Source organism: Acidovorax sp. 59 (assembly GCF_002754175.1).
Taxonomy (GTDB): domain Bacteria; phylum Pseudomonadota; class Gammaproteobacteria; order Burkholderiales; family Burkholderiaceae_C; genus Acidovorax; species Acidovorax delafieldii.
Map to the genome: position 1 here is coordinate 2,793,187 of NZ_PEET01000001.1, position 16,008 is coordinate 2,809,194.

Sequence of the window (16,008 nt, forward strand, 5' to 3'; positions counted from 1 at the left end):
ACTCCTTACCGCACCAGTTGCACGCGGCCCATGATGCCCGCCGGGCGCACCAGCAGCACCAGGGCCAACACCACAAACGACAGCACCAGCTTGTACGACGGCCCCATCAGCGGCACCGCCAGCTCTTGCGCCACGCACAGCAGCAGCGCACCCAGCACCGCGCCCACCGGGCTACCGATGCCGCCCAGCACCATGGCGGCAAACGCGGGGATCAGGCTCTCCCACCCCATCTCGGGGCTGACCACGGCCTTCATGCCCAGCAGCACGCCGCCCAGTGATGACAACGCGCCCACCAACAGCCACAGGCTCAGCATCAACCCATTGGCGCGGATGCCGCTGGCCCGCGCCAGGTCCGCACTGTCCGCCACGGCGCGCAGCTGGCGGCCAAAGCTGGTGCGATAGATCAGCACAAACACCACCAGCAGGCAAACGGCGGCCACCGCCGCAATAGCCAGGTCGGTGGGCAACACGCGAATGCCGCCAAAGTTCCAGGCGCGCACCAGGGGCAGGTCAAACGTGCGCTGGTCATGCCCGGCAAAAAAGCCGATCAGGCTGCGCAGCAAAAACCCGAGGCCAATGGCCGCGAGCATGGACGACACCATGGGCCGCCCGGCCAGCTTGCGAAAGATCAGCGTGTAGGAGCCCGCCGACACCACAGCCGTGACCACCATGCTGATGAGCGCCGCCGCCCACAACGGCCAGCCCCCCAGCATCTGCACCGCCACGGCAGCGTAGGCACCGGTGGTGAGCATGTCGCCCGTGGCTGCGTTGGGAAAGCGGTTAACGCCCATCACCAGGGTCATGGCCAGGGCAGGCAGTGCCACCACCAGGCCTTCGATCAATCCGTTGATCAGCAGGTTTACAAAGTCGATCCAGGTCATTGCGTCATTCCGTCATCCCATGCACATCTGCGCTGTGCGCCGCAAAAAAATGCCCGGGGCCTGCACCTGGCAGGCGCACCGGGCGCGGTCCATCACATCGTGATGGACACCACGTCGCGCCGCACCAGCTGGCCCTTTTCGATGATGAACACGCCAAAGTCCGGCGTCACATCGCCCGCCTTGTCAAAGTCCAGCTTGCTCGATGCGCCTTCGTAGTTCACCTTGGCCTTTTTGGCCAGTTGCGCCTTGCCTTCGGCAAAGGTGAACACGGCCGTGCCGGGGGCGTTGGAGACATCGCGCATCTTGGCGTTGATCTGCTCTACCGTGGCCTTGGGACCAGCAGCCTCCATGGCCAGCGCCAGCGAGATCACCATGTCGTACGCCATGGCGGCGTAGATGTTGGTGGAGGCCGCCTTGCCCGTGGCCTTGGTGAAGGCGGCATCAAACTGGGCATACGAAGCGCTCTTTTCGTTAGACACCGTGTCCACCGAAATGATGCCCTCGCACACCTCTGCGCCCAGGGCCTTCACCAGGTCGGGGTTGGCCGCCCAGCCGGGGATGATCCACTTGGTGTCGGCACCGGACTGGAACCACTCGCGCAGGATGATGGTGGTGTCGGGCAGGTACGAGCCCATCACGATCACGTCGGGCTTGGCGGCCAGAATCTTCTGCAGCTCGCTGCGGTAGCTGGGGCGGCTGGGTTCGTAGGTGACATGTGCCGCCACCTTGCCGCCGCGTTTCTCCCAGGCCTTGGTAAAGCCTTCCACGTTGCCCAGGCCGGATGCGTTGTTGAACGCCATCGTGGCCGGGCGCTTGAAGCCGCGCTTGGTGCAAATCTCGGCAAAGGCCGCGCCAAAGCGGTCGTTGGTGGCCTGAAAGCGCCACACCAGGTCCTTGGTGTCCAGCGTGGAAATGGCGGGCGCGCCCGACACGTTCATCTGGATGATGCCTGCCGCGTCGGTCAGCGGCATCACTGCCAGCGTCACGCCCGAGGCCCAGGTGCCCAGCACCGCCTGCACCTTGTTCACCTCGATCAGCTTCTTGGCGGCCAGCACGGCCGCGTCGGGCTTGGTCTGGTCGTCTTCGGTGAAGAGTTCAAGCTTGCGTCCACCCGCGCCGCCCGCGGCATTGACCTCATCCACTGCCAGGCGAATGGCCTGCTGCATGCCCGGGCCGTAGGGGCTGCCTGCGCCGGTGATGGGCGTGAGCGAGCCAATGCGGAACACCTCACCCTGCTGGCTGAAACCGATGGAGGGAAGGAACTGCAGAGCCGCAGCGGCGCCGCCGAGCTTGACGAAATTTCTACGTTGCATGGTGATCTCCGGTAGGGGGGGTGGGATGGGGGTGAGGGGATGAAAGGGACTCAAAGGGTGTTCTTGACCCACACGCCGTCCTTGGCGATGGCGCGAATGCGCTCGCCTTGGTTCAGCAGGCAGGTGATGTCGGTGAGCGGGTTGCCATCGACCAGCAAGATGTCGGCAATGGCACCGGCCGTGACTTCGCCCAGCTGGCCTTGCTGGCCCAGAATCTCCGCGCCAATCAGCGTGGCCTGCTGCAGCACCGGGCCATTGCCCAGAATCTCCGCGCGCAAGCGCAACTCGTCCGACTGCAGGTAATGCGTCTCGGCCAGCAAGTCGCTGCCCAGGCCCATCTTCACGCCCGCCTTGGCCAGGATCTCGATGGCCTGCTTGCCCTGGCCACGTACCGAGTCGATCTTGGCAATCGACACCGCAGGCAGGCCATACCGCTCGCCCTCGTTGGCCAGGCCCTCGTAGGTGATGAGCGTGGGCACCATGAAAGCGCCCATCTCGGCCATGAACTCTGCCGTGGGCGCATCCACCAGATTGCCGTGCTCGATGGTGCGCACGCCGCAGCGCACGGCGCGGGCGATGGCGCGGGGCGTGTAGGCGTGGGCCATGACATAGGTGTTGGCATTGGATGCCTCTTCCACAATGGCGTGCAGCTCGGCCTCGGAATAGCCCAGGTTGCCAATCGGGTCGTTGGGCGATGCCACGCCGCCCGAAGCCATCACCTTGATCTGCGTGGCGCCCTTCAGAATTTCTTCACGCACCGCCAGGCGGCAAGCATCCACGCCATCGACCACGCGGCCGATGTTGCCCAGCTTGTAGGCGCACGAACACACATCCAGGTCATCGTTGCGCTGGCGGAAATCCGCATGCCCGCCGGTTTGCGACAGAGCCTTGCCCGCAGGGAAGATGCGCGGCCCCTGCACCAGCCCCGTGCGCACCGCCTCGGCCAGCGACCAGTCGGCACCGCCCGCATCACGCACGGTGGTAAAGCCCCGCTCCAGCATGCCCTTCATGATGGGCAGCGAGCGCATCATGGTGAACACGTTGGGCATCTTGGCCACGGCACCCAAGTTGAACGAAGACGCCACCACGTGCACGTGGCAGTCGATCAGGCCGGGCATCAGGGTCATGCCCTTGGCGTCGAGCGTGGTGGTCCCTTCCGGCACCGGTAGGTCGGTGCCTACCGCTGCAATGCGGCCGTCCTGCACCAGAACGGACAGGCCGGTGCGCAGTGTGAGCGCGTGGACATCCAGCACACGGCTGTTTTCAATCAACAAAGAGGTCATGAGATTCGTCAAAGTGGGCGCGATGGCTTCAAAATTACTCATAGCCTGCTTTTTCAGGGGGCCATGAAGACCATCAAGCATCCATCTGGTGCATTGCAGCATCTACAGAGTGTGGCGCTTGACACGTTGCTGTCACAGGACGCATTTATCGGGCCAATTGCCCTTATCCGCAACGCCTAAAATCTCACCATCCCATGAGTCCTACTCATACCCCTAGGTCACCACTATGCGCCGCCTGTGCCCCACCATCTCTGAGCTGAACGCCTTTCATTCCGCCGCCAAGCACCAGGCCTTCACCATGGCCGCGCGCGAGCTGTGCGTGACGCAAAGCGCCATCAGCCGCCACATCGCGGCGCTGGAGGACTACCTGGGCCAGAAGCTGTTCATCCGCAAAGCCACCGGGCTGGAGCTGACCGAGGCGGGGGCCACCTACCTCAACGCCACCCGCCCGGCCATGGCCGCGCTGGAATCTGCCACGGCACAGCTCATGTCGTACGGGGGCGATGGCGGCTCGCTCAACCTGTCGGTGCCTCCCACGTTTGCGGCGCAGTGGCTGTTTCCGCGCCTGGGGCACTTCAAGCGCACGCTGCCGCAGGTGTCACTGAACTTTGTGCGTTACCAGCACGCGCACGACTTTGCGACGCCGCACGAGTTCGACGCTGCCATCCAGTACGGCTACGGCAACTGGCCCAGCGCCAATGCGCGCTACCTGATTGGCAAGGAAACCAGCATCGTGTGCAGCCCGCAACTGCAGGCCGCCCTGCCCCTGAACACCCCGCAAGACCTGATGCGCGCCACGCTGCTGCAGCACATTGAGGTGCCTTTGGCCTGGCAGGACTGGATGGAAGCCAACGGCTTGGACGCGAGCGCCAGCCGGTTCGGGCCGGGCTTTAACCTGTACTCGCTGATCATCCGTGCCGCCGTGTCGGGCTTTGGCGTGGGCATCGTGCCCACCTGCTTGGTGGAAGACGAATTGCAGGCAGGCACTCTGGTAGAGCCCCTGAAAGACCGCTTTGACAGCCCGCTCGGCTACTACCTGTGCGCGCCCACGGCACGCACCAACCTGTCGGTGTACCGGCTGGTGGCGGGGTGGCTGGAACACTGCTGCAACCATGCCGAGGGCTCCGCGGCGCCAGCCGCCACGCCCTGCATTTTCTGCAACCCCCAGGCCTCTTCAGCGGGCTAGGGCCTGTTCACACTATTTTTGCCAGTGCGAAGGCCTCCACTCGCGGGCCTGCCTCAGGCGAACAACCCTTTGTACTGATCCCGCAGCAGGTTCTTTTGCACCTTGCCCATGGTGTTGCGCGGCAGCTCGGACACCACGAAGCACTTCTTGGGGATCTTGAAGTTGGCCAACTGCGACTTGAGCTGGGCCACGATGGCATCGGCGTCCAGGCGGGCACCGGGCTTGGCAATGACCACAGCCACGCCCACTTCGCCAAAATCGGGGTGCGGCACACCCACCAGGGCGCTTTCGGCCACGCCGGGCATGTCGTTGATGTAGCCCTCGATCTCTGCGGGGTAGACGTTGTAGCCGCCGCTGATGATGAGGTCTTTGCTGCGGCCCACGATGTGCACGTAGCCGCGCTCATCGACCTTGCCTACGTCGCCGGTCTTGAAGTAGCCGTCTTTCGTGAACTCTTCGGCGGTCTTTTCAGGCATGCGCCAGTAGCCCTTGAACACGTTGGGACCCTTGACCTGGATGCCACCGATCTCGCCCACGGGCAGGTCTTTGCCGTCGTCGCCCTGCACGCGCAGGCTCACGCCCGGCAGAGGGAAGCCCACGGTGCCGCCACGGCGTTCGTCCTGGCCCTTGTAGCGCTGGTCGGCGCTGTAGGGGTTGCTGGTGAGCATGATGGTTTCGCTCATGCCGTAGCGCTCCAGGATGGTGTGGCCGGTGCGTTGCTGCCATTCCTTGAAGGTTTCGATGAGCAGCGGTGCAGAGCCTGCGATGAACAGGCGCATGTTCTTGACGGCCTGTTTGTTCAAACCAGCCTCGGCCAGCATGCGCACATACAGCGTGGGGACGCCCATGAACACGGTGGCGCGGGGCATGGCGGCGATGACTGCCTTGGGGTCGAACTTGGCCATCCAGATCATCTTGCTGCCGTTGATGAGCGCGCCATGGATGGCCACGAACAGGCCATGCACGTGGAAGATGGGCAACGCGTGGATGAGCACGTCCCCCTTCTTCCACCCCCAATAGTCCTTGAGCATGACAGCGTTGCTGAGCATGTTGCCGTGCGTGAGCATGGCGCCCTTGCTGCGGCCCGTGGTGCCGCTGGTGTACAGGATGGCGGCCAGGTCGTCGGCGCTGCGGGACACGGCCTGGTGCTCGTCGCCGTGGTGCGCTGCACGCTCCAGCAGGCTGCCGGTACGGTCGTCACCCAGGGTGAAGACATGCTGCGTGCCCAGGGTGAAGGCAATCTTGCTGACCCAGCCAAAATTGCCGGGCGAGCACACCACCACGGCCGGCTCGGCGTTGCCGATGAAGTATTCGATCTCGGCGCTTTGGTAGGCGGTGTTGAGCGGCAAAAAGACGTAGCCCGCACGCAGCGTGGCCAGGTACAGCGCCATGGCTTCGACCGACTTTTCGACCTGCACGGCCACGCGGCTGCCTTCGGGCAGCTTGAGCGATGCAAGCAGGTTGGCGATGCGGGCGCTGGCACGGTCCAGGTCGCGCCAGGTGTAGAACAGCGGGGTGCCGTCTGCCGCCGTGGTCTCAACGGCAGTGCTGTCCAGGTCGGACGGGAAAGCGGCGCGCAGGGCGCTGAAGAGGTTGTGTTGGCTCATGGCTCAGACTTCAATGGGCTGGGTGGCTGGGTTGAGAGGTTGGGACTGACTGAATGGGAGAAAGCGGGGGCGGAGGCGCCGGTCAGAACACCGGCGCACGCTTGTCCAGAAAGGCAGAGATCCCTTCGCGGTGCTCGGCGCTGGCGGCGTAGGCATAGGGGTCGGCAGGGCCATTTACTATGTTTTCAATAGCAGACAAAGCATGATTCTGTAGCGCTACAGGCGCTTTCAACGCCCGAAACGTCTGTTTGTTCATGCGGGCGGCCTGGGGCGCCAGCGCGGCAATGCGCTGGGCACTGCCCAGGGCTTCGGTGGCCACCATGTCATCGGCCACCACCCGGCTCAGAAAGCCGCGTGTCAGCATGTCGGGGGCGCTGAAGGTGGCGGCCTCCAGCAGCATCCGGCGTGCGGTCACGTCGCCCACTGCACCTGCCACCAGCTGCGCCTCGCGCGGGGCCATCGGAAAGCCCAGCTTGGCAATCGGTGCGCCAAAACGCGCGCCATTGCCCGCCACCCGGATGTCGCAGCAGCTGGCAATCTCCACGCCGGCGCCCATACAGGCGCCGCTGATCTGGGCCACGATGGGCACGTCGCACTCGAGCATGGCATTGAGCCCGCCCCACACGTCGTTTTCATGAAAGTCGCGCAGCGCTGCCGCGTCAAAACGGAAGCCGGGGTACTCCGAAATGTCTCCGCCCGCACAGAACGCCCCGCCCTCGCCCGCGATGAGCACACAGCGCGCATCGGCAGAGCGCTGCACATCTTCAAACACCGCACGCAACTGCCGCCACATGGGCCGTGACATGGCGTTCAGCCGCCCGGTGTGGCGCAGGGTGACATGCACCACCCCGCCCTCACCCGCATTCATCAACACTTCACCCGACATCCTGGTATCCATTTCCTTCACATACCGCCGACGACCTTCTCACCCCGCCATGCCATCGCCAGCGCCACCGTGGAACTGGCTTTGGCAGGCCACGGATGGCGTCCCCCTCGGGGGATGGCGCAAAGCGCAGCCATAGCACCGGCTATGGCGAGCATTTGCAACAACGACGGTGTGCGCTTTTGCAGAGCGATCGGGCATGGCGGGTTTGTTTGCACCGTCTTGGGGGTTAGTCAAGCTTTGCGCCAGACGCCTTCACCACCGCCGCCCAGCGCTTGACCTCGCTGCTCACAAACGCGCCAAACTGCTGCTGCGTCATGCCGCCGTAGTCCGCGCCGTTGCTGGCCCAGACGGCCTTGAGTTCATCGGCGGTGCCCAGGCGCTTGATCTCGTCCACGATGCGGGCCTGCACGTCGGCCGGTGTGCCTTTGGGCGCCCAGAGGCCGTACCAGGTGGTCACGGTGTAGTCGGGCAGGCCCACTTCGGAGGCGCAGGGTACGTCGGGGAATGCGGGGTTGCGCTTGGCGCCGGACACCATCAGCGCCTTGATACGGCCGCTTTTGATGTGATTGGCTGACGAGCCCAGGCCGTCGAACATCATGTCCACGTTGCCGCCAATGAGATCCTGCAGCGCGGGGCCCGCGCCCCGGTAGGGGATGTGGGTGATGAAGGTGCCCGTCTGCTGCTTGAACAGCTCACCCGCCAGATGGTGCGAGGTGCCTGCTCCGGCCGAACCGTAGTTGAGCTTGGCAGGGTTGCGCTTGATGTAGTCCAGAAACTGCTTGAAGTTGGTGGACGGCGTCTTGGGATTGACCACCAGCACCTGGGGCACGTTGGCCAGCAGCGCCAGGGGAATGAAGTCTTTCTCGATGTCGTAGTCGAGCTTGGGGTACATCGCAGGGGCAATCGCGTGGTGCACGGCGCCCATGAACAGCGTGTAGCCATCGGGCGCCGCCTTGGACGCAATGCTGGCACCCAGCGTGCCCCCGGCGCCACCCCGGTTGTCGATCACCAGCGTCTTGCCTGTGCTTTTGGAAAACTGCGCAGCCAGCGGCCGGGCAAACGCATCGGTGCCGCCACCGGCAGGGAACGGCACCACCACCGTCACGGGCTTGCTGGGCCAGGTGCTTTGGGCCCAGCTGTTGCTGCTGGCCAAGCCCAGGCCTGCAGCCGCCGCGCCGAGCAATACACCCCGGCGTTGGATTCGCAAATCAGTCATTCCTTGTCTCCTGTCGTTGTAAAAATACGCGGTCACTGGTCCACCCGGCATCTTGCCGGCCGCCCCGTCAGTCGCGGCAAAGGCTGTCGATGTCCCCCGACACTGGCACTTTGCCCTGCGCAAGCAAGCTGCGATGCTTGTCGATGCGCTTCAAGTCGTACAGGTAGTTCACCATGAGCCCGTACGATTGTTTCTGCCCCTTGCTGGATGGGTCACCCGCCCAGTTCAGGCGCTCTACCCGCGCGCCGTTGCCCAGGTGGAAGCGGGCCACAGGGTCTGCCGGTTTGCCCTCTTGCAGCTCGCGGCCCAGATAGTACGCGGCGCATTCCAGCAGCATCTGGCGCACGGGGGATTTGGCGTCCAGCTCCAGCGCCTTGTCCACCGCCCCGAGCAAATGCGTGGCCTGCGGAGGCTCGAAGCCCACCGCGCGGCCCAGTTCGCTGCGGCGCTTGTCGTCCAGGCGGTCCAGTATGGCCCCTGCATGTTTGCCCAGCCAAGCGCGGAAACCCGGAATGGGCGACAGCGTGGCAAAGGTGCGCAGGCGCGGGAACTCGGCCGTGAGCGTTTCCACCACATGCTTGATGAGCGAGTCGCCAAAGCTCACGCCGCGCAGGCCTGTTTGCGTGTTGCTGATGGAATAGAAGATGGCCGTGGTGGCCCGTGTGATGTCCACGGGCGCAGCGGCCTCGTCCAGCAGCGGCGTGATGCTGGACGAAATCTTGTCCACCAGCGCCACCTCCACAAAGATCAGCGGCTCGTTGGGCAGGCGCGGGTGGAAGAAGCCATAGCAGCGGCGGTCGCTGTCCAGCCGGTTCTTCAGGTCGGCCCAGCTGCGGATGTCGTGCACGGCCTCGTACTTGATGAGCTTTTCGAGCAGCGAGGCGGGCGAGTCCCACGACAGCCGGCGCAGCTCCAGAAAGGCCACGTCGAACCAGGTCGAAAACAAATGCTCCAGCTCGGCATCGAGCGGCAGCAGGCGCTTGTCGGCCTTGAGCAGCGGCAGGATTTCTGCGCGCATGTCCACCAGAAAACGCATGCCCTCGGGGAACGCCGAAAACCGCTGCAGCAGCCGCGTGCGGGGCGATACCAGCGCACGGCGCAGGCTGATCTCAGCCTGCCCTTCTTCGGCCGTGCCCGCCGCCGCTTCGTAACGCTGGCGGGCGGACTTGAAGCGCGTGGCATCCGGTGCGAACTGCTCGCACATCAGCAGCCACATGTCGCGCCTTTCCTCGGGCTCGGCCTTCGCATACCAGTCGGCCACGGCCTGGGCGCGGCGGCCACCTTCGATCTCGCTCACCTGGGGCGCCACCACCTCCTGCAGGTCGGCCAGCAGACGGCGCAATGCGCGGGGCGACAACGCCTCCTGGCCGCGCCGCAGGGTGGCCTGCAGGCGCTCATTGGTAGAACGCGGCACCGCGACCTTGGCGACTACATCGGTCACGGTTTTGTCGAGTGAGGCCTTGGCAGACTTGTCGGCGGTCTTGTCCCCCGCCTTGTCGGCGGCAGGCGCGGCAGTGCGCAGGCGAGACACGCTGCGGGTGATCCATTCGGGAGTGCTGTTGATCATGGGGTCAACCTCGATTGCTGGTTGCGGGCTACATCGCGCAGCGCATCGCGCTGGCGCAACAGATGGGTGCGCATGGCCTCCTCGGCCGCGTCGCAGTCGCGCGCCTTGAGCGCGGCAAACACGGCCAGATGCTCTGCCAGGCTTTGCTGCATGCGCCCGGGGGCATGCAGCGTCTTGTGGCGTGCCAGCCGCAGGATCTTGCGCAGGTCGCCAATCACCTGGGCCAGCCAGCGGTTGTCCGCCAGCGTGATGAAGGCCTCGTGGATGGCGTAGTTGGCTTCGTAGTAGTCGGTCATGCGCCCGTCGGCCGCGCACTGTTGCAGTCGCTCGTGCAGCAGCTCCAGCGCGGCAATGTCGGCCGCCACGGCCTTGCGCGTGGCCTCGTGTGCGGCACGCCCCTCCAGCAACGCGATGACGGGAAAGATGTTGTCCAGATCGCTCTCGGTGACCTCGGCCACAAAACAACCCCGGCGCGGCTCATGGCGCAGCAGCCCCTCGGCCACCAGCACCTTGAGCGCTTCGCGCAGCGGGGTGCGCGAGATCTCCAGCCGCTCGCACAAGGCCGCCTCGTCCAGAAAGCTGCCGGGCGGCAAGGCGCCCGCAAAAATCTGCTCCCGCAGCCGGGAGGCGACTTCGTCGTGCAGTGAATTCGGGACAGGACGCATGTAAAACAAGGCTCCAGGGCACCAACCCGCGAGGCATCGGCTGTCAGCGGCTGAAGCACGGCGCAGGCCGAATGCCTGCAACACACCATTAACAGCTGACAACAGAGGCGATTGCCTCGCCATGTGTGTAATTTCTCATAATTACGCAAAATGACAAGGTGTAAACCCTGATTTGCAGACTTTGGTTACACAAAAGACGGCGACTGCGGTGGTTGCGCAACGCTGCGTGCCACATAGCAGCAAGGGTGGCGAACTTTGCTGCTGGACCCAAGGCACCGTCGTTGGGTGATCAGCGCCGGGCCAGATGAGCTGCCGAGGGCGCAACATCCGCTGCGCCCACCGCACGACGGTCGCCCTGCCCTCGCGCCCCTCCCCCGTTTCACTCCACGCCCGCAAAACCTTCCACCAGGTGGTCGATCCACACCCGCAGCTTGGCGGGCAGAAACCGGTGGGACGGGTACAGCACCCAGGCCGTGCCCGCGTACGAGGTCTTGTGCTCCCAATCGGGCAACACGGTCACCAGGTCACCCCGCGCCAACGCAGCGCGCGCGGTAAAGCCCGGCAGGCTGGCAATGCCCAGGTGGCTCAGCGCGGCCTCCAGTCGCACCTCACTGTGGTTGGCCACATAGCGCCCGCGCACGGCCACCGTGGCGGATTCGCCTGCGCGCTCGAAGCGCCAGTGCCGGTCGCGCTCGTCCTCGCCCAGGGTGATGCAGGCGTGGCGCTCCAGGTCGCGCGGGTGCTGGGGGTGGCCCCGCTCAGCCAGGTAATGCGGGCTAGCGCAGGCCAGGTGGCGCAACGTGGCCAGCGGCCGCCCGGCCAGGCCCGGGGGTGGCGTGTCGGTCACGCGCAGGGCCAGGTCGATGGGTTCCTCGAACAGGTCCACCGTGCGGTCGGTGATGAGCAGTTGCACATCGACCTCGGGGTATTTCTGCAAAAACGGCAGCACCAGGGGGTGAACGAGTTGGCGCCCCACCGCCTTGGCCATGCTCATGCGCACCATCCCCGATGGCGCGGCAGAGTGGGTGTCGCTCAGCGCCCACACCTCGCGCGCGGCAGACACCATGTCCTGGCAGCGGCTGTAGACCGCCGTGCCCGCATCGGTCAGCCGCAGCTTGCGGGTGGTGCGCTCCAGCAGGCGCACGCGCAGCGCCCCTTCCAGCCGGGCCACCTGGCGGCTGACCGCCGACGGGGTGATGCCCAGCTGCCGCGCGGCGGCCGAGAAGCTGCCCGCATCCACCACACGCGCAAACACCGCCATGTCGGGGAGGCTGTCCAGGGGTTGATTGATGCGCATGGGGAACAAGTGCAGTTCTTTGGCAGCGATTATCAATGCATGGACGCAAATTGATAATTTCCCCAGCCCATCGCCGCCACGCGCGGCGCCCCACAGCCTCCCCCCCAATCTGCGTCCCATGTCACACACCCTGCCCCTGTCCGCCCCTTCCCCGCTGGCCCCGCGCCTTTCTGACCTGGCCTTGCTGCTGGTCGCCGTGGTGTGGGGCACCAGCTATGGCGTGGCCAAGGGGGCCCTGGTGTTCTACCCGGTGCTGGGTTTTTTGGCCGTGCGCTTCCTCCTGACCTTTGTGGTGCTGCTCCCGGCCCTGCTGCGCGCCACTGCGCCCGAGCGGCGCGATGCGCTGGTGGCCGGTCTGCCGCTGGGTGGGCTGATGCTGGGCATTTTTCTGTGCGAGACCTTTGGCCTGGCGCTCACGCAGGCCAGCAATGCAGCGTTTTTGATCAGTCTGTGCGTGGTGTTCACACCGTTTGCCGAGTGGTGGCTGCTGCGCCAGCGGCCCGAACGTGCGATGTTTGGTTTTGCCGCCGTCTCGCTGCTCGGCGCAGCCCTGCTCAGCGGGGGGTACACCGGCCAGTGGGGTTGGGGCGACGCCCTGATGCTGGCGGCCGCCGTGCTGCGTGCCATCACCGTGTGCCAGACCACGCGGCTCACCCGTCGCCGCAACGCACCCGTGCTGGCCCTCACAGCGGTGCAGTCGGGCGTGATCGGGGTGGGCTGCCTGCTGCTGGCGCTGGCTTTGCCGGGCAAACTGCCCCCGCTGCCGTCGCTCACCCAAGCCAGCGCTTTCTGGTGGGCCTGCGTCTACCTAGTGGCGGGCTGCACGGTGTTTGCCTTTGTGGCCCAGAACTGGGCACTGCGCCACAGCTCGCCCACGCGGGTGGGCTTACTGACCAGCAGCGAGCCCGCCTTTGGCGCGCTGTTTGCGGTGTTCTGGCTGGGAGAGCAGCTCAGCGTCACGGGCTGGGTGGGCGGTGCACTCATCGTGGGGGCCGCCCTGTGGACGATGGCGCGGCGGGGTGATGCACAGCGTTGATCGCCTGCTTTCCCGCCACTCCATCCAATCACTACCAATTTGATAGCTGCTTGGAAATTAAACACCGGCGCTATCGCCCGTTTTTACCTTGAAACCAACGCCCCCACCGGCTGCCGCTGCGCCCACAGCCACATCGCTGCGCCACCCACGATCATGGGCACACACAGCCACTGCCCCATGCTCATGCCCAGCGACAGGATGCCCAGGAAGGCGTCGGGCTCGCGGAAGTATTCGGCAATGAAGCGGAACACACCGTAGCCGAACAGGAAAGCGGCAGCCACCTGGCCAGGGCGACGCTCCTTGCGGGCATACAGCCACAGCAGGATGAACAGCAGCAATCCTTCCATCAGGAACTGGTAGACCTGCGACGGATGGCGCGGCTGCATGGAGCCGCTGTGCGCAAACACCATGCCCCAGGGCAGGTCGGGGCTGGCAAAGCGGCCCCACAGTTCGCCGTTGATGAAGTTGCCTACACGCCCTGCCGCCAACCCCGTGGGCACGCAGGGCGCCACAAAGTCAGCCACCTGCAGCCAGGGGCGCTGGCGTGAATGGGCAAACCACAGCATCGAAACCACCACACCCAGCAGCCCGCCATGGAAGGCCATGCCGCCCTGCCACACGGCAAAAATCTCCAGCGGGTGGCTCAGGTAGTAGCCCGGCTTGTAGAAAAGGCAGTAGCCAAGCCGCCCACCAATGACCACGCCCGCCACCCCCAGGAAGAGGATGTCTTCGACATCCTTGCGCGTCCAGGCACCAGGCCCCGTGATGGAGGCAAAGGGCGGGTGCTGCAGGCGCCGGATGCCCAGCAACATGAACAGGCCAAAGGCCGCAAGATAGGTCAGGCCATACCAGTGCACAGCCAGCGGGCCGATCTGCAGGGCGACGGGGTCGATGTGGGGATAGGTCAACATGGTGGCGGGTATTGTGCCCGCGCTGGCGATGACCCCGCACGCAGGGTCGCCTGCCCCGGGCAGGACCACCGGGCGACCGCAGCCGCGCCAGGGCGATCCGCTGGAGCTCTACACCACGTTTCTGAGAAAAAAGCCGAGCAAGCGCCAGTCCGTCATACGCCGACAGCTATCAAAAGTGGAGCAAAAACAAAAAAGCCACGCCCTCCAGGCGCGGCTTCTGAGCGGCAGCAGGGGACCCGGCCCCGCAAAACCACCCTCAGTCGTCCAGCAGCGACAAATCGCGCACGGCGCCCTTGTCGGCAGACATCACCAGCTTGGCATAGGCCTTGAGCGCGGCCGACACCTTGCGCGGGCGCGGCTGCGCAGGCTTCCAGCCCTTGGCGTTCTGTGCTTCGCGGCGCTTGGCCAGTTCTTCGTCGCTCACCAGCACGTTGATCGTGCGGTTGGGAATGTCGATGCGGATGCGGTCACCGTTTTGCACCAGTCCGATGGCGCCGCCCGCAGCGGCTTCCGGCGAGCAGTGGCCAATCGACAGGCCCGAAGTGCCACCCGAGAAGCGCCCGTCCGTCAGCAGCGCGCAGGCCTTGCCCAGGCCCTTGGACTTGATGTAACTGGTGGGGTAGAGCATTTCCTGCATGCCGGGGCCGCCCTTAGGGCCTTCATAACGCACGATGACCACGTCACCGGCCTTGACCTTGTCGGCCAGGATGTTGGCCACGGCTTCGTCCTGCGACTCGGTCACGTGGGCCGTGCCCTCGAACACCAGAATGCTTTCGTCCACACCGGCCGACTTGACCACGCAGCCGTCCACCGCGATGTTGCCGGTCAGCACGGCCAGGCCGCCCTCTTTGCTGAAAGCGTGGTCGTACGAGCGGATGCAGCCCTCGGCGCGGTCCAGGTCCAGGCTGGGCCAGCGCGTGTTCTGGCTGAACGCCACCTGGGTGGGGATGCCTGCGGGGCCCGCCATGTAGAAGGTGCGCACGGCGTCGTCCTGCGTGCGCACGATGTCCCACTGGTCCAGCGCCTCTTTCAGCGTAGCGGTGTGCACCGTGGGCACATCGGTGTGCAGCTTACCCGCGCGGTCCAGCTCACCCAGGATGGCCATGATGCCGCCTGCGCGATGCACGTCTTCGATGTGGTACTTGTTGGTATTGGGCGCCACCTTGCACAGCTGTGGCACCACGCGCGAGAGGCGGTCGATGTCGGCCATGGTGAACGGAATCTCGGCCTCGCTCGCAATCGCCAGCAGGTGCAGGATGGTGTTGGTGGAGCCGCCCATGGCGATGTCGAGCGTCATGGCGTTTTCGAACGCCTTGAAGCCCACCGAGCGCGGCAGCACGCGTTCGTCGTCCTGCTCGTAATACTGCTTGGCGATCTCGACGATGCGACGGCCGGCGCGCTTGAACAGCTGCTCGCGGTCGGCATGGGTGGCCACCACGGTGCCGTTACCGGGCAGCGACAGGCCCAGCGCCTCGGTCAGGCAGTTCATGGAGTTGGCGGTGAACATGCCCGAGCACGAACCGCAGGTGGGGCAGGCCGAGCGCTCGACCTCGGCCACATCGGCGTCGGAGTAGTTGGTGTCGGCGGCAATCACCATCGCGTCCACCAGGTCGAGCTTCTTGAACTCCATGACCTTGGTGACCGGGTTGGCCAGGCGGGTCTTGCCAGCTTCCATCGGGCCACCCGAAACGAAGATCACCGGAATGTTCAGGCGCATGGCGGCCATCAGCATGCCGGGGGTGATCTTGTCGCAGTTGGAGATGCAGACCATGGCATCGGCGCAGTGCGCGTTGACCATGTATTCGACCGAGTCGGCAATGATGTCGCGGCTGGGCAGCGAATACAGCATGCCGTCGTGGCCCATGGCGATGCCGTCGTCCACGGCAATGGTGTTGAACTCCTTGGCCACGCCGCCAGCGGCTTCGATCTCGCGGGCCACCAGCTGGCCCAGGTCCTTCAGGTGCACGTGGCCGGGCACGAACTGGGTGAACGAATTGACCACCGCGATGATCGGCTTGCTGAAGTCATCGTCTTTCATGCCGGTGGCGCGCCACAGGGAACGCGCGCCTGCCATGTTGCGACCGGCGGTGGAGGTTTTGGAACGGTAGATGGGCATCGTGCTGGCTTCTGAAAAATCGCTGAAAAGGAAGCGGGCCGCAG

13 protein-coding genes are annotated in these 16,008 nt (G+C 65.2%); 2 read left to right on the forward strand and 11 right to left on the reverse strand.

Features of this window, described 5'->3' with window-relative positions:
• Positions 1-5: 5 nt before the first annotated feature.
• The 3 genes from CLU87_RS12650 to CLU87_RS12660 all read right to left on the reverse strand — a co-directional run bounded on the left by CLU87_RS12650 (position 6) and on the right by CLU87_RS12660 (position 3,477).
• Complete coding sequence (locus CLU87_RS12650) at positions 6-881, reverse strand: branched-chain amino acid ABC transporter permease (RefSeq protein WP_099730656.1); 876 nt, start codon at positions 879-881, stop codon at positions 6-8.
• A gap of 92 nt (positions 882-973) precedes the next feature.
• Positions 974-2,194: an ABC transporter substrate-binding protein gene (locus CLU87_RS12655; protein WP_099730657.1), complete on the reverse strand. Its 1,221-nt coding sequence runs from the start codon at positions 2,192-2,194 to the stop codon at positions 974-976.
• 50 nt (positions 2,195-2,244) lie between these two features.
• Positions 2,245-3,477: an amidohydrolase family protein gene (locus tag CLU87_RS12660; RefSeq protein WP_099730658.1), complete on the reverse strand. Its 1,233-nt coding sequence runs from the start codon at positions 3,475-3,477 to the stop codon at positions 2,245-2,247.
• Positions 3,478-3,703: 226 nt separating this feature from the next.
• Between CLU87_RS12660 and CLU87_RS12665 the strand changes: the two genes are divergently transcribed.
• The gene (locus tag CLU87_RS12665; RefSeq protein WP_099730659.1) at positions 3,704-4,663 is read left to right on the forward strand and encodes a LysR substrate-binding domain-containing protein; all 960 of its coding nucleotides are present in this window, start codon (positions 3,704-3,706) and stop codon (positions 4,661-4,663) included.
• Between the two features lie 53 nt (positions 4,664-4,716).
• On the opposite strand, the gene CLU87_RS12670 is transcribed toward CLU87_RS12665, so the two are convergent.
• From CLU87_RS12670 to CLU87_RS12695, 6 genes are all read right to left on the reverse strand, one after another.
• Positions 4,717-6,270 carry a malonyl-CoA synthase gene (locus tag CLU87_RS12670; RefSeq protein ID WP_099730660.1) on the reverse strand — a complete coding sequence of 518 codons (1,554 nt, stop codon included), beginning with the start codon at positions 6,268-6,270 and terminating at the stop codon, positions 4,717-4,719.
• An 82-nt stretch (positions 6,271-6,352) separates the two neighbouring features.
• Complete coding sequence (locus tag CLU87_RS12675) at positions 6,353-7,156, reverse strand: enoyl-CoA hydratase/isomerase family protein (RefSeq protein ID WP_099730661.1); 804 nt, start codon at positions 7,154-7,156, stop codon at positions 6,353-6,355.
• 226 nt (positions 7,157-7,382) lie between these two features.
• A complete protein-coding gene (locus tag CLU87_RS12680; RefSeq protein ID WP_056064424.1) occupies positions 7,383-8,372 on the reverse strand; it encodes a tripartite tricarboxylate transporter substrate binding protein in 990 nt (329 codons plus the stop codon).
• 67 nt (positions 8,373-8,439) lie between these two features.
• A complete protein-coding gene (locus CLU87_RS12685) occupies positions 8,440-9,939 on the reverse strand; it encodes a malonyl-CoA decarboxylase (RefSeq protein WP_099730662.1) in 1,500 nt (499 codons plus the stop codon).
• Positions 9,936-10,604 carry a GntR family transcriptional regulator gene (locus CLU87_RS12690; RefSeq protein WP_056064427.1) on the reverse strand — a complete coding sequence of 223 codons (669 nt, stop codon included), beginning with the start codon at positions 10,602-10,604 and terminating at the stop codon, positions 9,936-9,938. Before CLU87_RS12690 ends, CLU87_RS12685 begins: the two co-directional genes overlap by 4 nt.
• 379 nt (positions 10,605-10,983) lie before the next feature.
• Positions 10,984-11,901 carry a LysR family transcriptional regulator gene (locus tag CLU87_RS12695; RefSeq protein WP_099730663.1) on the reverse strand — a complete coding sequence of 306 codons (918 nt, stop codon included), beginning with the start codon at positions 11,899-11,901 and terminating at the stop codon, positions 10,984-10,986.
• Positions 11,902-12,019: 118 nt separating this feature from the next.
• Between CLU87_RS12695 and CLU87_RS12700 the strand changes: the two genes are divergently transcribed.
• Positions 12,020-12,937: a DMT family transporter gene (locus CLU87_RS12700; RefSeq protein WP_099730664.1), complete on the forward strand. Its 918-nt coding sequence runs from the start codon at positions 12,020-12,022 to the stop codon at positions 12,935-12,937.
• 83 nt (positions 12,938-13,020) lie between these two features.
• On the opposite strand, the gene lgt is transcribed toward CLU87_RS12700, so the two are convergent.
• Together lgt and ilvD are read right to left on the reverse strand one after the other, a co-directional pair.
• On the reverse strand, positions 13,021-13,848 hold the full coding sequence (gene lgt / locus CLU87_RS12705) for a prolipoprotein diacylglyceryl transferase (protein WP_099730665.1): 828 nt from the start codon (positions 13,846-13,848) through the stop codon (positions 13,021-13,023).
• A 256-nt stretch (positions 13,849-14,104) separates the two neighbouring features.
• Positions 14,105-15,964, reverse strand: a complete 1,860-nt coding sequence (gene ilvD, locus CLU87_RS12710; RefSeq protein ID WP_099730666.1) for a dihydroxy-acid dehydratase — start codon at positions 15,962-15,964, stop codon at positions 14,105-14,107.
• Between the last annotated feature and the right edge of the window lie 44 nt (positions 15,965-16,008).

Bases quoted from the DNA above. Each gene is read 5' to 3' on its own strand.
- CLU87_RS12650 (WP_099730656.1), bottom strand. From the start codon at position 881: ATGACCTGGATCGACTTTGTAAACCTGCTGATCAACGGATTGATCGAA.
- CLU87_RS12655 (WP_099730657.1), bottom strand. From the start codon at position 2,194: ATGCAACGTAGAAATTTCGTCAAGCTCGGCGGCGCCGCTGCGGCTCTG.
- CLU87_RS12660 (WP_099730658.1), bottom strand. From the start codon at position 3,477: ATGACCTCTTTGTTGATTGAAAACAGCCGTGTGCTGGATGTCCACGCG.
- CLU87_RS12665 (WP_099730659.1), top strand. From the start codon at position 3,704: ATGCGCCGCCTGTGCCCCACCATCTCTGAGCTGAACGCCTTTCATTCC.
- CLU87_RS12670 (WP_099730660.1), bottom strand. From the start codon at position 6,270: ATGAGCCAACACAACCTCTTCAGCGCCCTGCGCGCCGCTTTCCCGTCC.
- CLU87_RS12675 (WP_099730661.1), bottom strand. From the start codon at position 7,156: ATGTCGGGTGAAGTGTTGATGAATGCGGGTGAGGGCGGGGTGGTGCAT.
- CLU87_RS12680 (WP_056064424.1), bottom strand. From the start codon at position 8,372: ATGACTGATTTGCGAATCCAACGCCGGGGTGTATTGCTCGGCGCGGCG.
- CLU87_RS12685 (WP_099730662.1), bottom strand. From the start codon at position 9,939: ATGATCAACAGCACTCCCGAATGGATCACCCGCAGCGTGTCTCGCCTG.
- CLU87_RS12690 (WP_056064427.1), bottom strand. From the start codon at position 10,604: ATGCGTCCTGTCCCGAATTCACTGCACGACGAAGTCGCCTCCCGGCTG.
- CLU87_RS12695 (WP_099730663.1), bottom strand. From the start codon at position 11,901: ATGCGCATCAATCAACCCCTGGACAGCCTCCCCGACATGGCGGTGTTT.
- CLU87_RS12700 (WP_099730664.1), top strand. From the start codon at position 12,020: ATGTCACACACCCTGCCCCTGTCCGCCCCTTCCCCGCTGGCCCCGCGC.
- lgt (WP_099730665.1), bottom strand. From the start codon at position 13,848: ATGTTGACCTATCCCCACATCGACCCCGTCGCCCTGCAGATCGGCCCG.
- ilvD (WP_099730666.1), bottom strand. From the start codon at position 15,964: ATGCCCATCTACCGTTCCAAAACCTCCACCGCCGGTCGCAACATGGCA.